This is a genomic window from Pseudomonas sp. NFACC24-1 (assembly GCF_900115235.1).
Classification (GTDB): domain Bacteria; phylum Pseudomonadota; class Gammaproteobacteria; order Pseudomonadales; family Pseudomonadaceae; genus Aquipseudomonas; species Aquipseudomonas fluorescens_AA.
Genome location: NZ_FOVS01000007.1, coordinates 69,489 through 87,573 on the forward strand (window position 1 = coordinate 69,489; position 18,085 = coordinate 87,573).

The window sequence follows — 18,085 nt, forward strand, 5'->3', positions numbered from 1 at the left end:
ATTACTTCAGCTGATTCATGCGCTCGATAACCTGGCGCGTGATGTCGTATTGAGGCTTGACATCGATCACCGCGCCACGCTCGAACACCAGGTCAAAACCACCTTTCTTGATGACTTCTTCCACGGCGCTGTCGAGCTTCGGCTTGAGTTGCTTGAGCATTTCGCGGTCGGCAACGGCTTTCGCTTCGTTCAGCTCCTTGGACTGGAACTGGAAGTCACGGGCCTTTTGCTTGAATTCAAGCTCCAGACGCTCGCGCTCGCCCTGGGCCATCTTGTCGCCACCGGCGACCAGACGATCCTGAATGCCCTTGGCGCTACTTTCCAGGCCTTTGAGCTTGGTCAGTTGCGGGCCGAATTTTTTCTCCGCATCCACGGCGTACTTCTTCGCCGCGTCGGATTCCAGCAGGGCCATCTGATAATTCAGCACGGCAATCTTCATGTCGGCAAAAGCCGGACCGGCGACCAGTACGGTCGCCAGGAGAACCAATTGAGTCAACTTACGCACGATGCACTCCTACAAAATCCATTGTCGTTGTCATGGGTCAGACGCTTAGAACGTCTGGCCGAGGGAGAATTGGAACACTTGGGTTTCAGCGTCATCCGGCTTCTTGATCGGCATCGCCAGCGCGAAACTCAAAGGACCCAGCGCAGTGACCCAGGTCACGCCCACACCGACGGAACTGGCCAGGTTGCTCAGGCTGATGTCGTTGCACTTTGTGTCGGACTTGGTGCCGTTGGCGTTGGTGGTGTCACTGCAACTTGAATCGAAAACGTTACCCACGTCCCAGAATACCGAGGTACGCAGGGAGCGTTGATCCTTGACGAACGGCATTGGGAACAGCACCTCAAGGCCACCCTGGATAAGGACATTGCCACCGAACGGCAGTGGATCCTGGTCCGGGTCTCTAATGGTGCCCGGGTTATTGCCCTGACTCGGCGTACTGCGCGGACCAAGCGTACTGTCCTTGAAACCACGTACCGAGTTGAAACCACCGGCGTAGTAGTTCTCGTAGAACGGCAGGCCATCGGTCGAGCCGTAGCCGTCACCATAGCCCAGTTCGGTGTGCAGGCGCATGGTGTAGGTGTCGGTCAACGGCTGGAACAGTTGGCCACGGTAGTCGAGCTTGAAGAACGACAGGTCACTGCCAGGGGTGGTGGTTTCGAACACCAGGCTCTGGGAATGGCCACGGGTCGCCAGCACGCCCTTGTTCAGGGTCGACTCGGACCAGCCGGCGGACGCCTTGAAGTTCAGGTAGCTGTCGCCTTCCTTGTTAACGAAGTCGAAGATCTCGTCGACGGTGTAGCGACCGGTATTGATCTTGTCCTGCTGGGCGGTGAGGCCAAAGGTCAGGCGCGAGGTCTCGCTGATCGGGTAGCCGATGTTGGCGCCGACACCGTAGCTGTCCACCGCATAGCTGGAGATGTCAGAGTCCAGCTCGTCGTAGTCGGTGGTGCGGTAGAAGGCGTTGTAGCCCAGGCTCACGCCGTCAGCCGTCCAGTAGGGGTCCACGAAACCGAAGTTATAGCGGGTCTGGTATTCGCTGCGGGTCAAGCCGATGCTGACCTTGTTACCGGTACCCAGGAAGTTGTTCTGGGTGATCGAGCCACCGAGGATCAGGCCGGCGCTCTGGGCGAAACCGACGCTGGCGGTGATCGAGCCGGAAGCCTGCTCTTCGACGCTGTAGTTCACATCGACCTGGTCATCGACGCCCGGCACGGCCGGCGTCTCGACGTTGACTTCCTTGAAGAAGCCCAGGCGCTCCAGGCGGGTCTTGGACTGGTCGATCAGGTAGGTCGACGCCCAGCCACCTTCCATCTGGCGCATTTCACGGCGCAGCACTTCGTCCTCGGACTTGGTGTTGCCACGGAAGTTGATGCGGTTGACGTAGGCACGCTTGCCCGGGTCCACGGCGAACGTGATGTCGACGGTGTGGTCTTCATCGTGCGGCTGCGGCACGCCGTTGACGTTGGCGAAGGTGTAGCCCTCGTTACCCAGGCGGCGGGTGATCAGCTCGGAAGTGGTGGTCATCAGCTTGCGCGAGAACACCTGGCCCTTCTGCACCAGCAGCAGCGACTTGACCTGGTCCTCGGGAACCTTCAGGTCACCGCTGAGCTTGACGTCGCGAACGGTGTACTTCTCGCCTTCGTTGACGTTGACGGTGATGTAGACGTGCTTCTTGTCCGGGGTGATGGACACCTGGGTCGAAGCGATGTCCATGTTGATGTAGCCACGGTCCAGGTAGTAGGAACGCAGGCGCTCCAGGTCACCAGAGAGTTTTTCACGGGCGTACTTGTCGTCGTTCTTGAAGAACGACAGCCAGTTGGTGGTCTTGAGCTCGAACAGGTCGATCAGGTCTTCATCCGGGAACACCGTGTTGCCCACCACGTTGATGTGCTGGATGGCCGCCACGGTGCCTTCGTTGATGTTGACCTTCAGGCCGACGCGGTTGCGCGGCTGCGGCACCACTTCGGTGTCGACGGTGGCCGAGTAGCGACCCTGGGCGACGTACTGGCGCTGCAGCTCGTTACGCACACCTTCGAGGGTGGCGCGCTGGAAGATCTCGCCTTCGGCCAGGCCGGATTGTTTCAGGCCCTTCATCAGGTCTTCAGTGGAGATCGCCTTGTTGCCTTCGATCTCGATACTGGCGACCGACGGGCGCTCGACTACCGTGATGACCAGGACATTGCCGTCACGGCCCAGCTGGATATCTTGAAAGAAGCCGGTCTTGAACAGCGCACGCGTGGATTCCACCAGGCGCCGATCATCCGCCTGCTCGCCGACGTTCAACGGCAAGGCACCAAAGACGCTACCCGCGGAGACCCGCTGGAGGCCATTGACGCGAATATCAGAGATAGTGAAGGACTCGGCGTGAACTTCGGCGATCATCAATACGGTGAGAACCGCAGTTAGCAGCAGACGTTTCATGAAGTCCTTTCTTATTCCAACTGGCAATAAACAAACTGCCGCAAAATGCGGCAGATTCGCAATTCAGCGAAGCGTTACAGACGACCCAGATCGTTGACGAGGGCAAGCAACATGACCCCGACCACCAAGCTGATACCGATCTGTATCCCCCAACCTTGCACCCGATCCGACAAGGGACGACCACGCGCCCACTCGATCAGATAAAACAGCAGATGCCCCCCATCCAGTACCGGAATGGGCAGCAAATTCAGAACCCCCAGGCTAATGCTCAGATAAGCAAGGAAATTCAGGAAATCAGCGACGCCCGACTGGGCAGAAGCGCCCGCCACTTTAGCAATGGTTATCGGTCCACTCAAGTTTTTTACCGAGAGCTCGCCGAACAACATTTTCTTGAGCGAGTCCAGCGTCAGGATGCTCATGGTCCAGGTACGACGCGCACCCTCGCCAATCGCCGCCACTGGACCGAAACTGACCTCGCGGATCATTTCCGGTGGCCAGTCGACCGCCTTGACGCCCGCTCCCAGGTAACCGGTCGGTGCCTTGCTCTCGCCACGGGCGGCCAGGGTTACCGGGACGTCGATTGGAGCACCGTCGCGCTCGATGCGCAGCACAATTTTGGTATCAGGACGTACACGAACCGAATCGACCACCTGCTGCCAGTCGCCGACCGGCTGGCCGTCGAGGGCCAGCAACCGATCGCCGGTCTTCAGGCCAGCCGCCTGGGCCGGGCCTTTCGGGTCGAGTTCGGCGAGGATCGGCGACAAGGCCGGACGCCATGGCCGGATCCCCAGGGAACGGATCGGATCCGGCTCGTCCGCGCCCTTGAGCCAGTTGTCCAAGATGAGCTCGCGAGGCGAATCCACCGTGGAGCCCTGCTCACGCACCATCAATTGCAACGAACCGCTCTCACCCAGGCGACGTACCAACTGCAGATTGACCGCCGCCCAGCCCGATGTCGGCTCGCCATCGATGGCGACGATTTCCTGCCCGGCACCCAGCCCGGCACGGGCGGCAACGCTACCGGCCTCTACCCCACCGATGACCGGGCGCACCTGTTCGCTGCCCAGCATGGCCAGGCCCCAGAAAAACACCATGGCCAGCAGGAAGTTGGCAATCGGCCCCGCCGCGACGATGGCAATACGCTGACGGACGGTCTTGCGATTGAAGGATTGATCGAGCTGGTCGGCCGGAACTTCGCCTTCGCGCTCGTCGAGCATCTTGACGTAGCCACCCAACGGGATGGCCGCCACGACGAACTCGGTGCCTTTCTTGTCGTGCCAGCGCAGCAATGGCATGCCAAAGCCCACGGAAAAACGCAGGACCTTGACGCCACAGCGACGCGCAACCCAGAAATGACCGAATTCGTGAAAAGTGACCAACACCCCCAATGCAACCAGGGTGCCGACAATCATATAGAGCGCGCTCATCTGTTTTCTCCGCAATCCTGTCCAGGGCAACCCTGGCTAACGTATCGCAGCTTCAACGCCCGTGGCGCTGCAGCCATTGGCCCGCCAACTCACGAGCCCTGGCATCCGCCGTAAATACTGTGTCGAGGTCATCGACCGAAACCACGGCCTCGAGATTCAAGACTTCCTCGATGATACTCGCGATCTCGAGGTAACGGACACGTCCATCGAGAAACGCAGCAACAGCCACTTCATTGGCAGCGTTCAACATGGCCGGAGCACTGTTGCCCGCCTCGGCCGCCTGGCGCGCCAGGCGCAGGCAGGGGAAGCGCTGCTCATCGGGCGCCTGGAAATCCAGGCGAGCGATAGCGAACAGGTCCAGCGGCGCAACGCCCGAGTCGATACGCTCCGGCCAGGCCAGGGCGTTGGCGATCGGCGTGCGCATGTCCGGGTTACCCAACTGGGCCAGCACGGACCCGTCGACGTAGTCCACCAGGGAGTGAATCACGCTCTGGGGGTGAATCACCACCTCGACCTGCGATGGCTTGGCATCAAACAGCCAGCAGGCCTCGATCAACTCCAGGCCCTTGTTCATCATGCTGGCCGAATCCACGGAAATCTTGCGCCCCATGGACCAGTTCGGATGGGCACAGGCCTGTTCGGGTGAAACATGCACCAATTCTTCCAGCGGCGTCTGCCGGAACGGACCACCGGAGGCTGTCAGCAAAATCCGCCGAACACCTACTGCGCCGAGACCACGGGAAAAATCCCGCGGCATGCATTGAAAAATCGCATTGTGCTCGCTGTCGATCGGCAGCAGCACCGAGCCGCTCTTGCGAACAGCCTGCATGAACAGCGCGCCAGACATCACCAGCGCCTCTTTATTGGCCAGCAGGATCTTCTTGCCGGCCTCCACCGCCGCGAGGGTCGGACGCAGGCCCGCCGCACCGACAATCGCCGCCATCACGGCGTCGACTTCGGGGTCGGCAGCCACTTGGCAGAGGCCCTCCTCTCCCACCAGCACACGGGTTTGCAGGCCGGCTGCGCGCAGATCATCCTGCAACGCCCGCGCCACGCCAACCTCAGGCACCACGGCAAACCGCGGCGTGTGGCGAATGCACAATGCCAGCAACTCGCTCAAACGCGTGAAACCACTGAGGGCGAAGACCTGGTAGCGCTCCGGATGCCGGCCGATGACGTCCAGCGTACTGAGGCCAATCGAACCGGTCGCGCCAAGGACAGTGATCCGCTGGGGGCGACTCACGATGCCGCCATCCACAACAGCACGGCAAAGATCGGGATCGCGGCAGTCAGGCTGTCGATGCGATCCAGCACACCACCGTGACCGGGCAACAGGTTACTGCTGTCCTTGATCCCGGACTGACGCTTGAACATGCTTTCGGTCAGGTCGCCGACCACCGACACGAATACGATCAGGGCGGCGCCAATAAGCCCCATGAACAGTTGCGCGACCGTCCAGTCCCGTACGAAACCGACCACTGTGGTGATCACCAGGCTCAAGGCCAGGCCACCATAGACCCCTTCCCAGCTCTTGCCAGGGCTGACTTGCGGCGCGAGCTTGCGCTTGCCGAAGGCCCGACCGGAGAAGTAGGCGCCAACGTCGGCCCCCCAGACCAGCACCATCACGGCCATGATCTGCCAGTTGCCCAACGGGCCTTGCTTGATCCAGATCAGCCCCTGCCAGGCCGGCAGCAGGATCAACAGGCCGATCACCAGCTTGGTCGCCGTATTGGCCCAATGATGCGTCGTCCGTGGATAGGTCAGGACCAGGAAGGTCGCCGTCGCCCACCACAGCACCGCGGCACCCAGCACCCAAGGCGCGAGGCCGGGCACCACGTACATGATGAACAGCATGGCCGCCACGGCCGTTGCATAGGTCACGCGCGCCGACTGCGCAGGAAAACCCGCCAGCCGCGCCCACTCCCACGCGCCCAAGGTCACGACCAGCCCGATGAACAGCGCAAAGCTGCCACCGTCGAGCAGGAAGAAACCACCCAGGGCGATAGGCAACAGGATCAAGGCAGTGATGATTCGTTGTTTAAGCATTAAACCCGGGCTCCAGCTTCGATCTGCTCGCTCGTTTTACCGAAGCGACGCTGACGGGAAGCGAAATCGGCCAGTGCGGTGCGCATGGCTTCGTGTTTGAAGTCCGGCCAGAACAGGTCGGAGAAGTACAACTCGGCATAAGCCAACTGCCAGAGCAGGAAGTTGCTGATGCGATGCTCGCCACCGGTACGGATGCACAGGTCAGGCAATGGCAGGTCACCGGTCGCCAGGCAGGTCTGCAACAGTTCAGGGGTGATGTCTTCCGGGCGCAAGTGCCCGGCCTGGACTTCCCGCGCCAACCGCTGGGCAGCCTGGGCAATGTCCCACTGGCCACCGTAGTTGGCGGCGATCTGCAGGACGAACCGATTGGTACCCGCCGTCGCAGCCTCGGCTTCGCGCATCGCAGCCTGCAATTCAGGATGGAAGCGAGAGCGATCACCGATGATGCGCAGGCTGATCTTGTTGTCGTTGAGGCGCTTGGCCTCACGACGCAGGGCCTTGAGGAACAAGTCCATCAAGGCGCTGACTTCATCGGCCGGCCGTTGCCAGTTCTCGCTGGAGAAGGCGAACAGGGTCAGCACCTCGACCCCCGCCTCGGCGCACACCTCGATGACCGCACGAACCGCATCGACCCCCGCCTTGTGCCCGGCGACGCCAGGCATAAAGCGCTTCTTGGCCCAGCGGTTGTTGCCGTCCATGATGATCGCCACGTGGCGCGGAACCGCGAACGGCACGGCCTGCTTGGTCTTTTCCATGAAAACGAGACCCTTATACGGCCATCAGGTCTTTTTCTTTCTGCGCCAAATCCGCGTCGATCTTAGCCACGTACTTTTTGGTCAGGTCGTCGATTTCGCCAGTGGCGCGACGCTCTTCGTCTTCGCTGATTTCCTTTTCCTTGACCAGATCCTTGAGCTGGCTGTTAGCATCGCGACGGATGTTGCGCACAGCGACGCGAGCGTCTTCAGCCACATCGCGGGCCTGCTTGGTGAAACCACGACGGGTTTCTTCAGTCAGGGCCGGCATGGAGATCAGCAGCAGCTCACCCAGGTTGGTCGGGTTCAGGTTCAGACCGGCACTGCCGATGGCCTTGTCGACCGCGCCCAGCATGTTGCGCTCGAAAGCCACGACCTGCAGGGTACGCGCGTCCTTGACGGTGATGTTGGCCACCTGCTTGATCGGGGTATCGGAGCCGTAGTACGGCACCATCACGCCCTCGAGGATGCTCGGGTGCGCCTGGCCGGTGCGGATGCGACCGAAGTTGTGCGCCAGGGACTCCAGGGATTTCTGCATGCGCTGTTCAGCGTCTTTCTTGATTTCGTTGATCATTGTTGAACTTCCTCGATCAGTGTTCCTTCGGCGCCGCCATGGACGATATTCAGCAGGGCACCGGGCTTGTTCATGTTAAAGACACGCAGCGGCATCTTGTGGTCGCGGCACAGGCAGATAGCCGTCAGGTCCATGACACCCAGCTTGCGATCCAGCACTTCATCGTAGGTCAGATGATCGAACTTCTCGGCATGCGGGTCTTTGAACGGGTCAGCGGTATAGACGCCATCGACCTTGGTTGCCTTGAGCACGACATCGGCATCGATCTCGATCGCTCGCAGGCAGGCGGCCGAATCCGTGGTGAAGAACGGATTACCGGTACCGGCGGCAAAAATCACCACTTCCTTGGCGTTGAGGTGGCGCATGGCTTTGCGACGATCGTAGTGATCGGTCACGCCAACCATGGAAATGGCCGACATCACGATGGCCGAGATATTGGCACGCTCCAGCGCATCGCGCATAGCCAGGGCGTTCATCACAGTGGCCAGCATGCCCATGTGGTCGCCCGTGACCCGATCCATGCCGGCCGCGCTCAGCGCCGCGCCGCGAAACAGGTTGCCGCCGCCGATGACCAGGCCGACCTGAACGCCGATCCCGACCAACTGGCCCACTTCCAGGGCCATGCGATCCAGCACTTTCGGATCGATCCCGAACTCTTCCGAGCCCATCAGGGCCTCGCCGCTAAGCTTGAGTAGAATGCGTTTATAGCGAGCCTGATAACCACTGCCCTGCTGAGCCATTGCGAATCTCTCCTGCGGCGTATGTGTTCAAAAAATTCTTTGCAAGCTGTTTGCAGCCTGCGTTCACTCTAGCTCGACGCTGACACAGCGCCATCGGAACACGGCTTTGTAAGCCAGTTCCGACAGGAAACCAATAAAAATCGGCATCCCCATCCGAAAAGAGGCTGCGCGCGTTAAGCGGGCAGCCTCTTCTGGGCGACAGTTGTAAAAACCGTCTTATTGCTTGCTGGCAGCAGCTACCTGGGCAGCAACTTCAGCAGCGAAGTCATCAACCGGCTTCTCGATGCCTTCGCCTACTTTGAAGTAGGTGAACGAAACGATTTCAGCACCGGCTTTCTTCGCCAGGTCGCCAACCTTGATTTCCGGGTTCTTGACGAAGGCCTGCTCAACCAGGCTGGCTTCAGCCAGGAACTTGGAGATACGGCCGCTGACCATTTTTTCTGCGATTTCAGCAGGCTTGCCTTTCAGCTTCTCTTCGTTCAGCTGCAGGAAAACGCCCTTCTCGCGCTCGATCGCTTCAGCCGAAACGTCCGTAGGCAGCAGGAACTCAGGGTTGGTTGCAGCCACGTGCATGGCGATGTCTTTCGCCAGTTCGGTGTCGCCGCCCTTCAGGACAACCGCAACACCGATCTTGTTGCCGTGCAGGTAGGTACCAACCACGTCACCTTCAACGCGAACCAGGCGACGGATGTTGACGTTTTCGCCAGTCTTGCCAACCAGGACCAGGCGCGCTTCTTCCTGGGACTCGATCAGCGGGGCTGCGTCGGTCAGTTTGTCAGCGAAGGCTTTTTCGACGCTGGCAGCGACGAACGCCTTGAAGTCATCCTGCAGAGCCAGGAAGTCGGTCTGGGAGTTGACTTCCAGCAGAACGGCAGCCTTGCCGTCGTCCTTGATGGCGATGGCGCCTTCAGCGGCGACGTTGCCGGCTTTCTTGGCAGCCTTGATGGCGCCCGAAGCACGCATGTCATCAATGGCTTTCTCGATGTCGCCGCCAGCCTTGGTCAAGGCTTTCTTGCAATCCATCATGCCTTCGCCGGTACGCTCGCGCAGTTCTTTGACCAACGCTGCAGTAATCTCTGCCATTTCAAAATCCTCTTGGATAGGTTTTCAACCATTCCACCCGATCGAACGGGCGATCAATTCTTCCCGGAAAACCACTGCTTATAGGCCGCGGCAGGTTACAAACAAGTCACTGCGCTGGCGGCAAATGGTTTTCGAGGTGGCAAAAAGGGGGCCAAGCCCCCTTTTTGCTTACTGAGTCAACGCCAGGGGCGTCAATTACTCAGCGGCTGCTGCCGGAGCTTCTTCAGCGAAGACTTCGGTGCCGCCATTCACGTTGTTGCGACCACGGATCACAGCGTCAGCCATCGAACCCATGTACAGCTGGATGGCGCGGATGGCGTCATCGTTGCCTGGGATGATGTAGTCAACGCCTTCCGGGCTGCTGTTGGTATCGACAACGCCGATGACCGGGATACCCAGCTTGTTGGCTTCGGTGATCGCGATGCGCTCGTGATCAACGTCGATCACGAACAGTGCGTCAGGCAGACCGCCCATGTCCTTGATACCGCCCAGGGAGCGGTCCAGCTTCTCAAGATCGCGAGTGCGCATCAGCGCTTCTTTCTTGGTCAGCTTGGCGAAAGTACCGTCTTCGGACTGGACTTCAAGGTCACGCAGACGCTTGATGGAAGCGCGAATGGTCTTGAAGTTGGTCAGCATGCCGCCCAACCAGCGGTGATCGACGTACGGCGAACCGCAACGTGCTGCTTCTTCGGCAACGATCTTGCCAGCGGAACGCTTGGTGCCGACGAACAGAATCTTGTTTTTGCCCTGGGCCAGGCGCTCTACGAAGGTCAGTGCTTCGTTGAACATCGGCAGGGTTTTTTCAAGGTTGATGATGTGGATCTTGTTACGCGCGCCGAAAATGTACTTGCCCATTTTCGGGTTCCAGTAACGGGTCTGGTGACCGAAGTGCACACCGGCCTTCAGCATATCGCGCATGTTGACTTGGGACATGATAGTTCCTTGATAAGTCGGGTTTGGCCTCCACGTATCCCAATAACCAACCAGCGGCTATATAAACCGAAGGCACCCAGGTCATCGTGTCGACACGTGTGTGGATTTAAGCTTACGGGGTCATCCCCGGAAAGCGGCGCATTTTATACCACAGCAAGGGCGAAAACGGAACATGGATTCTGAAATCCTCTTGTGGCGAGGGGATTTATCCCCGCTGGGGCGCGCAGCGGCCCCATACCAGGCGATTCAATCGACTTGATACACCATGCTGCCTGATTTGGGCTGCTGCGCAGCCCAACGGGGATAAATCCCCTCGCCACAGAGTTCCAGGCTGGAGAGCTCATTGTACTGATCGTCTGTTAGAATCGCGTTTTCAGGGCCGCCCGGATCCCCATCCGCCGCCCATTTCGTTTTGAACAGCGCCGTCGGGCGCAGAGAGAGCCTGTATGACCGTTACCCTCAAGACACCCGAGGACATCGCCAAAATGCGTGTCGCCGGCAAACTCGCCGCCGAAGTGCTGGAGATGATCGCCGACTACGTCAAGCCGGGCGTGACCACCGAAGAGCTGGACCGCATCTGCCACGACTACATCGTCAACGAGCAGAAGGCCATCCCGGCGCCGCTCAACTATAAAGGCTTCCCGAAGTCGATCTGTACCTCGATCAACCACGTGGTCTGCCACGGCATCCCCAACGAAAAACCGTTGAAGGATGGCGACACCCTGAACATCGACGTCACCGTCATCAAGGACGGCTATCACGGCGACACCAGCCGCATGTTCCATGTCGGCAACGTGCCGGAGTGGGCCCAGCGCCTGTCCAAGGTCACCCAGGAATGCATGTACATGGCCATCGAACTGGTGAAGCCGGGCTGCCGCCTGGGGGACATCGGCGAAGTGATCCAGAAGCATGCGCAGAAGAACGGCTTCTCGGTGGTGCGCGAGTTCTGCGGCCACGGCATCGGCAAGGTGTTCCACGAAGAACCGCAGATCCTGCACTACGGCCGTGCCGGCACCGGCATGGAACTGCAGGCGGGCATGACCTTCACCATCGAGCCGATGATCAACCAGGGCCGCGCCGACACCAAGGTGCTGGGCGACGGCTGGACCGCCATCACCAAGGACCGCAAGCTGTCGGCCCAGTGGGAACACACCTTGCTGGTCACTGAGACGGGCTATGAAATCTTCACCCTGCGCAGCGATGACACCATCGCGCGCGTTTCCGCCTGATCCGAACCCAGCCTATAGATCCGATAGATATAGATAGAAAGGAAAGCCATTCAATGCCGCAGGTGGATCCCGAACTCTTCGACCGCGGCCAGTTCCAGGCTGAACTGGCCCTGAAGGCAAGCCCCATCTCGGCGTTCAAGAAGGCGATCCGCCAGGCCCATGAAGTGCTCGACCAGCGCTTTCGCAATGGCCGGGACATTCGCCGGCTGATCGAGGACCGCGCCTGGTTCGTCGATAACATCCTGCAAAAGGCCTGGGAGCAGTTCGATTGGAGCGAAGACGCCGACATCGCCCTGGTGGCGGTGGGCGGCTATGGGCGCGGGGAGTTGCACCCCTACTCCGACATCGACCTGCTGATCCTGCTGGACAGCGCCGACCATGAGGTTTTCCGCGATTCCATCGAGCGTTTCCTGACGCTGCTGTGGGACATCGGCCTGGAAGTCGGCCAGAGCGTGCGCTCGGTGCAGGAATGCGCCGAGGAGGCCCGCGCCGACCTGACGGTGATCACCAACCTGATGGAAAGCCGCACCATCGCCGGCCCCGAGCGCCTGCGCCAGCGCATGCTCGATGTCACCAGCACAGAGCACATGTGGCCCAGCAAGGATTTTTTCCTGGCCAAGCACGCCGAGCAGAAGGCCCGCCACCACAAGTACAACGACACCGAATACAACCTGGAACCCAACGTCAAGGGCTCGCCCGGCGGGCTGCGGGACATCCAGACGATCCTGTGGGTCGCCCGCCGCCAGTACGGCACGCTGAACCTGCGCGCCCTGGCCGGCGAAGGTTTCCTGGTGGAAAGCGAAAACGCCTTGCTGGCCTCGTCCCAGGAATTCCTGTGGAAGGTCCGCTATGCCCTGCACATGCTCGCCGGGCGCGCCGAGGACCGCCTGCTGTTCGATCACCAACGCTCCATCGCCGGCCTGTTGGGTTTCGAAGGGCAGGATGCCAAGCAGTCCATCGAAAACTTCATGCAGCAGTACTACCGCGTGGTGATGAGCATCGCCCAGCTCAGCGAACTGATCATCCAGCACTTCGAGGAAGTCATTCTCGCCCCCGAAGACGAGGAACCGCCGCAGCCGATCAACTCACGCTTTCAACTGCACGACGGCTACATCGAAGCGCGTCATGACTATGTGTTCCGCCGCACGCCGTTCGCCATGCTCGAAATTTTCGTGCTCATGGCCCAGCAGCCGGAAATCAAGGGCGTGCGGGCCGACACCATCCGCCTGCTGCGGGAAAACCGTCATCTGATCGATGAGGATTTCCGCCACGACATCCGCAACACCAGCCTGTTCATCGAGCTGTTCAAATGCCGGATCGGCGTGCACCGCAACCTGCGGCGCATGAATCGCTACGGGATCCTCGGGCGCTATCTGCCGGAGTTCGGCTTCATCGTCGGACAGATGCAGCACGACCTGTTCCACATCTATACGGTCGATGCCCACACCCTGAACCTGATCAAGCACCTGCGTAAGCTGCAGTACACCCAGGTGTCAGAGAAATTCCCGCTGGCCAGCAAGCTCATGGGCAAGCTGCCCAAGCCCGAGCTGATCTACATGGCCGGGCTGTACCACGACATCGGCAAGGGCCGCCACGGTGACCACTCCGAGATTGGCGCGGTGGATGCCGAGGCGTTCTGCCAGCGCCATCAACTGCCCCTGTGGGACAGCCGGCTGATCGTCTGGCTGGTGCAGAACCACCTGGTAATGTCCACCACCGCCCAGCGCAAGGATTTGTCCGACCCGCAGGTGATCCACGACTTCGCCCAGATCGTCGGCGATGAAACGCGCCTGGATTACCTCTACGTGCTGACCGTGGCCGACATCAACGCCACCAACCCGAGCCTGTGGAATTCCTGGCGCGCCAGCCTGTTGCGCCAGCTCTACACCGAGACCAAGCGGGCCTTGCGCCGTGGCCTGGAAAACCCGGTGGACCGCGAAGAACAGATCCGTCGCACCCAAAGCGCGGCCCTGGACATCCTGGTACGCGGCGGCACCGATCCGGACGATGTCGAGCAGCTCTGGTCGCAATTGGGCGATGACTATTTCCTGCGCCACACCGCCGGCGACGTGGCCTGGCACAGCGACGCGATCCTGCAGCAACCGGCCGATGGCGGGCCGCTGGTGCTGATCAAGGAAACCACCCAGCGCGAGTTCGAGGGTGGCACGCAGATCTTCATCTATGCCCCGGACCAGCACGACTTCTTCGCCGTGACCGTGGCGGCGATGGACCAGCTCAACCTCAACATCCATGACGCCCGGGTCATTACCTCCAGCAGCCAGTTCACCCTCGACACCTACATCGTGCTCGACACCGATGGCGACTCGATCGGCGACAACCCGGCGCGGGTCAAGCAGATTCGAGACGGCCTCACCGAAGCCCTGCGCAACCCGGCGGACTACCCGACCATCATCCAGCGCCGGGTGCCGCGCCAGCTCAAGCATTTTGCGTTTGCGCCCCAGGTGACGATCCACAACGACGCCCAGCGCCAGGTCACCGTGCTGGAACTCAGCGCCCCGGACCGCCCGGGCCTGCTGGCGCGGATCGGCCATATTTTCCTGGAGTTCGACCTGTCGCTGCAAAACGCCAAGATCGCCACCCTCGGCGAACGGGTAGAAGACGTGTTTTTCATCACCGACGCTCACAACCAGCCGCTGTCCGATCCGCAACTGTGCAGCCGCCTGCAGGAGGCCATCGTCCGGCACCTGAGCGTCAACCAGGAACCCGATGCTCACCTGACACGCATCAGCATCTGAACGAACAAATTTCCCGCTGTGGGAGCGGGCTTGCTCGCGAAAGCGGTGGGTCAGTCAGCATAATCATTCACTGACCCACCGCTTTCGCGAGCAAGCCCGCTCCCACATTGAACGAGGCCCCCGATGAACAACGCTTTGAACCAGTTGCAGCCTTATCCGTTCGAAAAGCTCCGCGCCCTGCTCGGCAGCGTTACGCCCAACCCCGACAAACGCCCCATCGCGTTGTCCATCGGCGAACCCAAGCATCGCTCGCCCAGCTTCGTGGCTGAAGCCCTGGCCAGTAATCTGGAAAAAATGGCCGTGTACCCGACCACCCTCGGCATCCCGGAACTGCGTGAAGCCATCACCGGCTGGTGCGAGCGTCGCTTCAACGTGCCGACCGGCTGGCTGGACCCGGCGCGCCACGTGCTGCCGGTCAATGGCACTCGTGAGGCCTTGTTCGCCTTCACCCAGACCGTGGTCAACCGGGGCGACGACGCCCTGGTGGTCAGCCCGAACCCGTTCTACCAGATCTACGAAGGCGCGGCGTTCCTGGCCGGGGCCAAGCCGCACTACCTGCCGTGCCTGGACGAAAACGGCTTCAACCCGGATTTCGAGGCCGTCTCGCCGGACATCTGGAAGCGCTGCCAGATTCTGTTCCTGTGCTCCCCGGGTAACCCGACCGGCGCGTTGATCCCGGTGGACGTGCTGAAAAAACTCATCGCCCTGGCCGATGAGCATGACTTCGTGATCGCGGCGGACGAGTGCTACAGCGAACTGTACTTCGACGAACAGACCCCGCCGCCAGGGCTGCTCAGCGCCTGCGTCGAACTGGGCCGCAAGGACTTCAAGCGCTGCGTGGTGTTCCACAGCCTGTCCAAACGCTCCAACCTGCCCGGCCTGCGCTCCGGTTTCGTCGCTGGCGACGCGGACATCCTCAAGGGTTTCCTGCTGTACCGCACCTATCACGGCTGCGCGATGCCGGTTCAGACCCAACTGGCGAGCATCGCGGCGTGGAACGACGAAGTGCACGTACGGGCCAACCGCGCGCTGTACCGGGAGAAGTTCGACGCCGTGCTGGAAATCCTCAGCCCGGTGCTGGACGTGCAGCGTCCCGATGGCAGCTTCTACCTCTGGCCGAATGTAGCCAGCGATGATGCAGCGTTCTGCCGGGACCTGTTCGAACAGGAACACGTGACCGTGGTGCCGGGCTCCTACCTGTCCCGCGATGTGGATGGCGTCAACCCGGGCGCCGGGCGCGTGCGCATGGCCCTGGTCGCGCCATTGGCCGAATGCGTGGAAGCGGCGGAACGGATCCGCGCGTTCATCCAGCGTCGGGGTTGATGGCTGTATCGGACTGAAGTGGACCTCTGTTGTGGCGAGGGAGCTTGCTCTAGCGGGACTGATCGTTCCCACGCCGCGTGGGAATGCATCCCGTGACGCTCTGCGTCACCTTCCAGAAGCGGAACGCAGAGCGTCCCTGGCGGCGTTCCCACGCGGAGCGTGGGAACGATCAGTGCGGGCCGGGCGGCCGGCATTTACTGCATCAAGTCCGAAGCTCTACCCGATCCAACGCCTTGTTCGCCAACAACGTCCCCAACTCAATCATCTGCGCCACTCCCAAGGCTACATGCCGCCGCGAGCCGTCCAGGCCAAACGCCAGGTCGCTGAGCATCGCATTGGCCGAAGCCAGGGTTTCGCTGAGGTTGGCTAGCAGGGCTTCAGCAAGGACAAGAAATGACCTCAACCGAAGAGAAAGACATACTAGAGGTCGACCTGGGTGAGTTCGTAAAGCACATCGGGCTTGAGAAATCGGTTCCTGGGCGTTACAGCTTGTAGCAGCACAGGATCGCCCACCATTCGTATTTGACTTTACCCATCGCAAGGTATGTCCATAGAGTTTGTGGTCGACCCCAGACTCTTCGGGCGATGAGGCCAGTATTTATTTACCCAACCCCAAATTCGCCTCCGCCAAATCCAACTCCCCCAGCACCTCACGCAACACATCATCGCCAATCTGGTGATGACGACTAAGGCGATACAACTCCAGCCGCTGCGCCCGAAAAGCCTTCAGGCGCAGCCGGCGCTCCAGCAGGTCCATCTCGAATGCCAGCGCCTGGGCTTCGGCGGAGTCGTTGAACACGTCGAGCTGATGACGATACTCGGACATCAGCCGCGCCTTGACCTCGGTCGCCAGCGCCGCTTGGGCCGCATCCGGCGTACTGCCCGCCTCGGTCGGTTCTTCCACCTCCAGCGCATGGATCGCCGCTTCAGCGGTTTTGCGCCAGGCCTCGCGGACTTCATTGCGACGTTTGTCGTCGGGGCTTTTCTCGATGCCCCGCAGCAACAACGGCAAGGCGATACAAGCTGCGATCAACGACAGCAGAATCACCCCGGCGGCGATGAAGATCAGCAGGTCCCGCTCGGGAAACGCCTCGCCCGCGCCCAACAGCAATGGCACCGACAGCACGCCCGCCAGTGTCACCGCGCCGCGCACCCCGCCGAAGGTCAACAGCCAGCAGGAACGTGCGTTCGGCACCAGGATCAGCTCACCCTTGCCACGCCAGCGGCGCAACAGCCCCGACAGACGCCAGATGCTTTGCACCCAGACAAACCGCAGCACCAGCAACACCAGGAAAATCGCCAGCACATCCAGGCAACGGTAGAACAACGTCGGCCAGAGCGTGGTTTCGAGGCGGGTCACCGCCTTGATGATGTCCGGCAGTTGCAAGCCCAGCAGCAGGAAGATCAAGCCGTTGAAGGCGAATTCCAACAGCGACCAGACACTGCGATTGAGCAGCCGCGTGCCGGTCTGGCGCGGCAGCAGGTCGAGCCAGCTCTGCATCATCCCCGCCGCCACCGCCGAGAGAATGCCCGAGGCGCCCAAGCGCTCAGCCAGCACATAGGCGGCAAACGGCAGCAGCAACATGAACACCACATGGGTGGCCGGGTCGTCCCAACCCCGGGCAATCATCCACGCCCGCAGCCGGCCCAGCAGCCAACTCAGGGCCACGCCGACCAGCAGGCCGCCGACCGCCACCAATACGAACGTCAGGCTCGCGTTGGCCAGGGAAAAGACCCCGGTGATGGCCGCCGCCAGGGCGAACTTGAACGTCACCAGGCCCGACGCATCGTTCATCAGCGCCTCACCCTGGAGCATGTGCATCAGGGGGCCGGGCAAGCGGTCGCGGGCAATCGCCGACACCGCCACCGCGTCGGTCGGCGACAGCACCGCCGCCAGGGCGAAGGCCACCGGCAACGGGATACTTGGCAGCAGCCAATGAATGAAATAACCGGCGCCCACCACCGTGAACAACACCAGCCCCACCGCCAGCGTCAGGATCGGCCCGCGCAGGCGCCACAACTCGCGCTTGGGCATGCGCCAACCGTCGGAGAACAGCAGCGGTGGCAGGAACAGAAACAGGAACAACTCAGGATCGAGGGCCACGTGCAGCCCCAGGGACGGCCAGGCCAGCACGGCACCGGCGCCGATCTGTACCAGGGGCAGCGGCAGCGGGATCAACCGTCCGATCAGGCGCGACACGCCTACCAGCATCAACAGGATCAGGACGGTATAAGCGCTTTGCATAACGGTTTCCACTGGCAGCGACACACATCCGGCAACAGCTTGCCGTTGAAG

The 18,085-nt window shown here is 61.1% G+C and carries 14 protein-coding genes and 1 pseudogene; 3 read left to right on the plus strand and 12 right to left on the minus strand.

Annotated features, from left to right (window positions below):
• Nucleotide 1 precedes the first annotated feature (1 nt).
• The 10 genes from BM317_RS08990 to rpsB form a co-directional block, all read right to left on the minus strand.
• The gene (locus BM317_RS08990) at nucleotides 2-505 is read right to left on the minus strand and encodes an OmpH/Skp family outer membrane protein (protein ID WP_003184901.1); all 504 of its coding nucleotides are present in this window, start codon (nucleotides 503-505) and stop codon (nucleotides 2-4) included.
• Nucleotides 506-550: 45 nt separating this feature from the next.
• Nucleotides 551-2,926, minus strand: coding sequence for an outer membrane protein assembly factor BamA (gene bamA, locus BM317_RS08995; protein ID WP_092165843.1), 2,376 nt, complete (start codon nucleotides 2,924-2,926; stop codon nucleotides 551-553).
• A gap of 74 nt (nucleotides 2,927-3,000) precedes the next feature.
• The gene (gene rseP / locus BM317_RS09000) at nucleotides 3,001-4,353 is read right to left on the minus strand and encodes an RIP metalloprotease RseP (protein WP_092165842.1); all 1,353 of its coding nucleotides are present in this window, start codon (nucleotides 4,351-4,353) and stop codon (nucleotides 3,001-3,003) included.
• Between the two features lie 52 nt (nucleotides 4,354-4,405).
• Nucleotides 4,406-5,596 carry a 1-deoxy-D-xylulose-5-phosphate reductoisomerase gene (ispC, locus tag BM317_RS09005; RefSeq protein WP_092165841.1) on the minus strand — a complete coding sequence of 397 codons (1,191 nt, stop codon included), beginning with the start codon at nucleotides 5,594-5,596 and terminating at the stop codon, nucleotides 4,406-4,408.
• Nucleotides 5,593-6,399, minus strand: a complete 807-nt coding sequence (locus BM317_RS09010; RefSeq protein ID WP_092165840.1) for a phosphatidate cytidylyltransferase — start codon at nucleotides 6,397-6,399, stop codon at nucleotides 5,593-5,595. The genes ispC and BM317_RS09010 overlap by 4 nt, the downstream gene beginning before the upstream one ends.
• Entirely contained in the window at nucleotides 6,399-7,154 is a 756-nt protein-coding gene (gene uppS, locus BM317_RS09015) for a polyprenyl diphosphate synthase (protein ID WP_060739000.1), read from the minus strand. The genes BM317_RS09010 and uppS overlap by 1 nt, the downstream gene beginning before the upstream one ends.
• Before the next feature lie 13 nt (nucleotides 7,155-7,167).
• Nucleotides 7,168-7,725 (minus strand): ribosome recycling factor, encoded by a 558-nt coding sequence (gene frr, locus BM317_RS09020; protein ID WP_003184913.1) that lies wholly within the window; start codon nucleotides 7,723-7,725, stop codon nucleotides 7,168-7,170.
• Entirely contained in the window at nucleotides 7,722-8,465 is a 744-nt protein-coding gene (gene pyrH, locus BM317_RS09025; RefSeq protein WP_024779012.1) for a UMP kinase, read from the minus strand. Before pyrH ends, frr begins: the two co-directional genes overlap by 4 nt.
• 216 nt (nucleotides 8,466-8,681) lie before the next feature.
• Complete coding sequence (gene tsf / locus BM317_RS09030) at nucleotides 8,682-9,548, minus strand: translation elongation factor Ts (protein WP_092165839.1); 867 nt, start codon at nucleotides 9,546-9,548, stop codon at nucleotides 8,682-8,684.
• A 195-nt stretch (nucleotides 9,549-9,743) separates the two neighbouring features.
• Nucleotides 9,744-10,481, minus strand: coding sequence for a 30S ribosomal protein S2 (rpsB, locus tag BM317_RS09035; RefSeq protein WP_003198231.1), 738 nt, complete (start codon nucleotides 10,479-10,481; stop codon nucleotides 9,744-9,746).
• A 446-nt stretch (nucleotides 10,482-10,927) separates the two neighbouring features.
• Between rpsB and map the strand changes: the two genes are divergently transcribed.
• The 3 genes from map (at nucleotide 10,928) to dapC (ending at nucleotide 15,789) form a co-directional block, all read left to right on the plus strand.
• Nucleotides 10,928-11,710 carry a type I methionyl aminopeptidase gene (map, locus tag BM317_RS09040; protein WP_053118843.1) on the plus strand — a complete coding sequence of 261 codons (783 nt, stop codon included), beginning with the start codon at nucleotides 10,928-10,930 and terminating at the stop codon, nucleotides 11,708-11,710.
• A 53-nt stretch (nucleotides 11,711-11,763) separates the two neighbouring features.
• Nucleotides 11,764-14,466: a [protein-PII] uridylyltransferase gene (locus BM317_RS09045; RefSeq protein ID WP_092165838.1), complete on the plus strand. Its 2,703-nt coding sequence runs from the start codon at nucleotides 11,764-11,766 to the stop codon at nucleotides 14,464-14,466.
• A gap of 123 nt (nucleotides 14,467-14,589) precedes the next feature.
• Nucleotides 14,590-15,789 carry a succinyldiaminopimelate transaminase gene (gene dapC, locus BM317_RS09050; RefSeq protein WP_092474024.1) on the plus strand — a complete coding sequence of 400 codons (1,200 nt, stop codon included), beginning with the start codon at nucleotides 14,590-14,592 and terminating at the stop codon, nucleotides 15,787-15,789.
• Between the two features lie 202 nt (nucleotides 15,790-15,991).
• Here the strand turns inward: dapC and BM317_RS09055 are convergent.
• Together BM317_RS09055 and BM317_RS09060 are read right to left on the minus strand one after the other, a co-directional pair.
• Nucleotides 15,992-16,162: pseudogene (locus BM317_RS09055) on the minus strand (DUF6124 family protein); the annotation flags it as partial.
• Between the two features lie 225 nt (nucleotides 16,163-16,387).
• Nucleotides 16,388-18,034: a Na+/H+ antiporter gene (locus BM317_RS09060; protein ID WP_092165835.1), complete on the minus strand. Its 1,647-nt coding sequence runs from the start codon at nucleotides 18,032-18,034 to the stop codon at nucleotides 16,388-16,390.
• Between the last annotated feature and the right edge of the window lie 51 nt (nucleotides 18,035-18,085).

Coding starts and splice junctions, on each gene's coding strand:
- bamA (WP_092165843.1), bottom strand. CDS start 2,926: ATGAAACGTCTGCTGCTAACTGCGGTTCTCACCGTATTGATGATCGCC.
- rseP (WP_092165842.1), bottom strand. CDS start 4,353: ATGAGCGCGCTCTATATGATTGTCGGCACCCTGGTTGCATTGGGGGTG.
- BM317_RS09010 (WP_092165840.1), bottom strand. CDS start 6,399: ATGCTTAAACAACGAATCATCACTGCCTTGATCCTGTTGCCTATCGCC.
- uppS (WP_060739000.1), bottom strand. CDS start 7,154: ATGGAAAAGACCAAGCAGGCCGTGCCGTTCGCGGTTCCGCGCCACGTG.
- frr (WP_003184913.1), bottom strand. CDS start 7,725: ATGATCAACGAAATCAAGAAAGACGCTGAACAGCGCATGCAGAAATCC.
- pyrH (WP_024779012.1), bottom strand. CDS start 8,465: ATGGCTCAGCAGGGCAGTGGTTATCAGGCTCGCTATAAACGCATTCTA.
- tsf (WP_092165839.1), bottom strand. CDS start 9,548: ATGGCAGAGATTACTGCAGCGTTGGTCAAAGAACTGCGCGAGCGTACC.
- rpsB (WP_003198231.1), bottom strand. CDS start 10,481: ATGTCCCAAGTCAACATGCGCGATATGCTGAAGGCCGGTGTGCACTTC.
- map (WP_053118843.1), top strand. CDS start 10,928: ATGACCGTTACCCTCAAGACACCCGAGGACATCGCCAAAATGCGTGTC.
- BM317_RS09045 (WP_092165838.1), top strand. CDS start 11,764: ATGCCGCAGGTGGATCCCGAACTCTTCGACCGCGGCCAGTTCCAGGCT.
- dapC (WP_092474024.1), top strand. CDS start 14,590: ATGAACAACGCTTTGAACCAGTTGCAGCCTTATCCGTTCGAAAAGCTC.
- BM317_RS09060 (WP_092165835.1), bottom strand. CDS start 18,034: ATGCAAAGCGCTTATACCGTCCTGATCCTGTTGATGCTGGTAGGCGTG.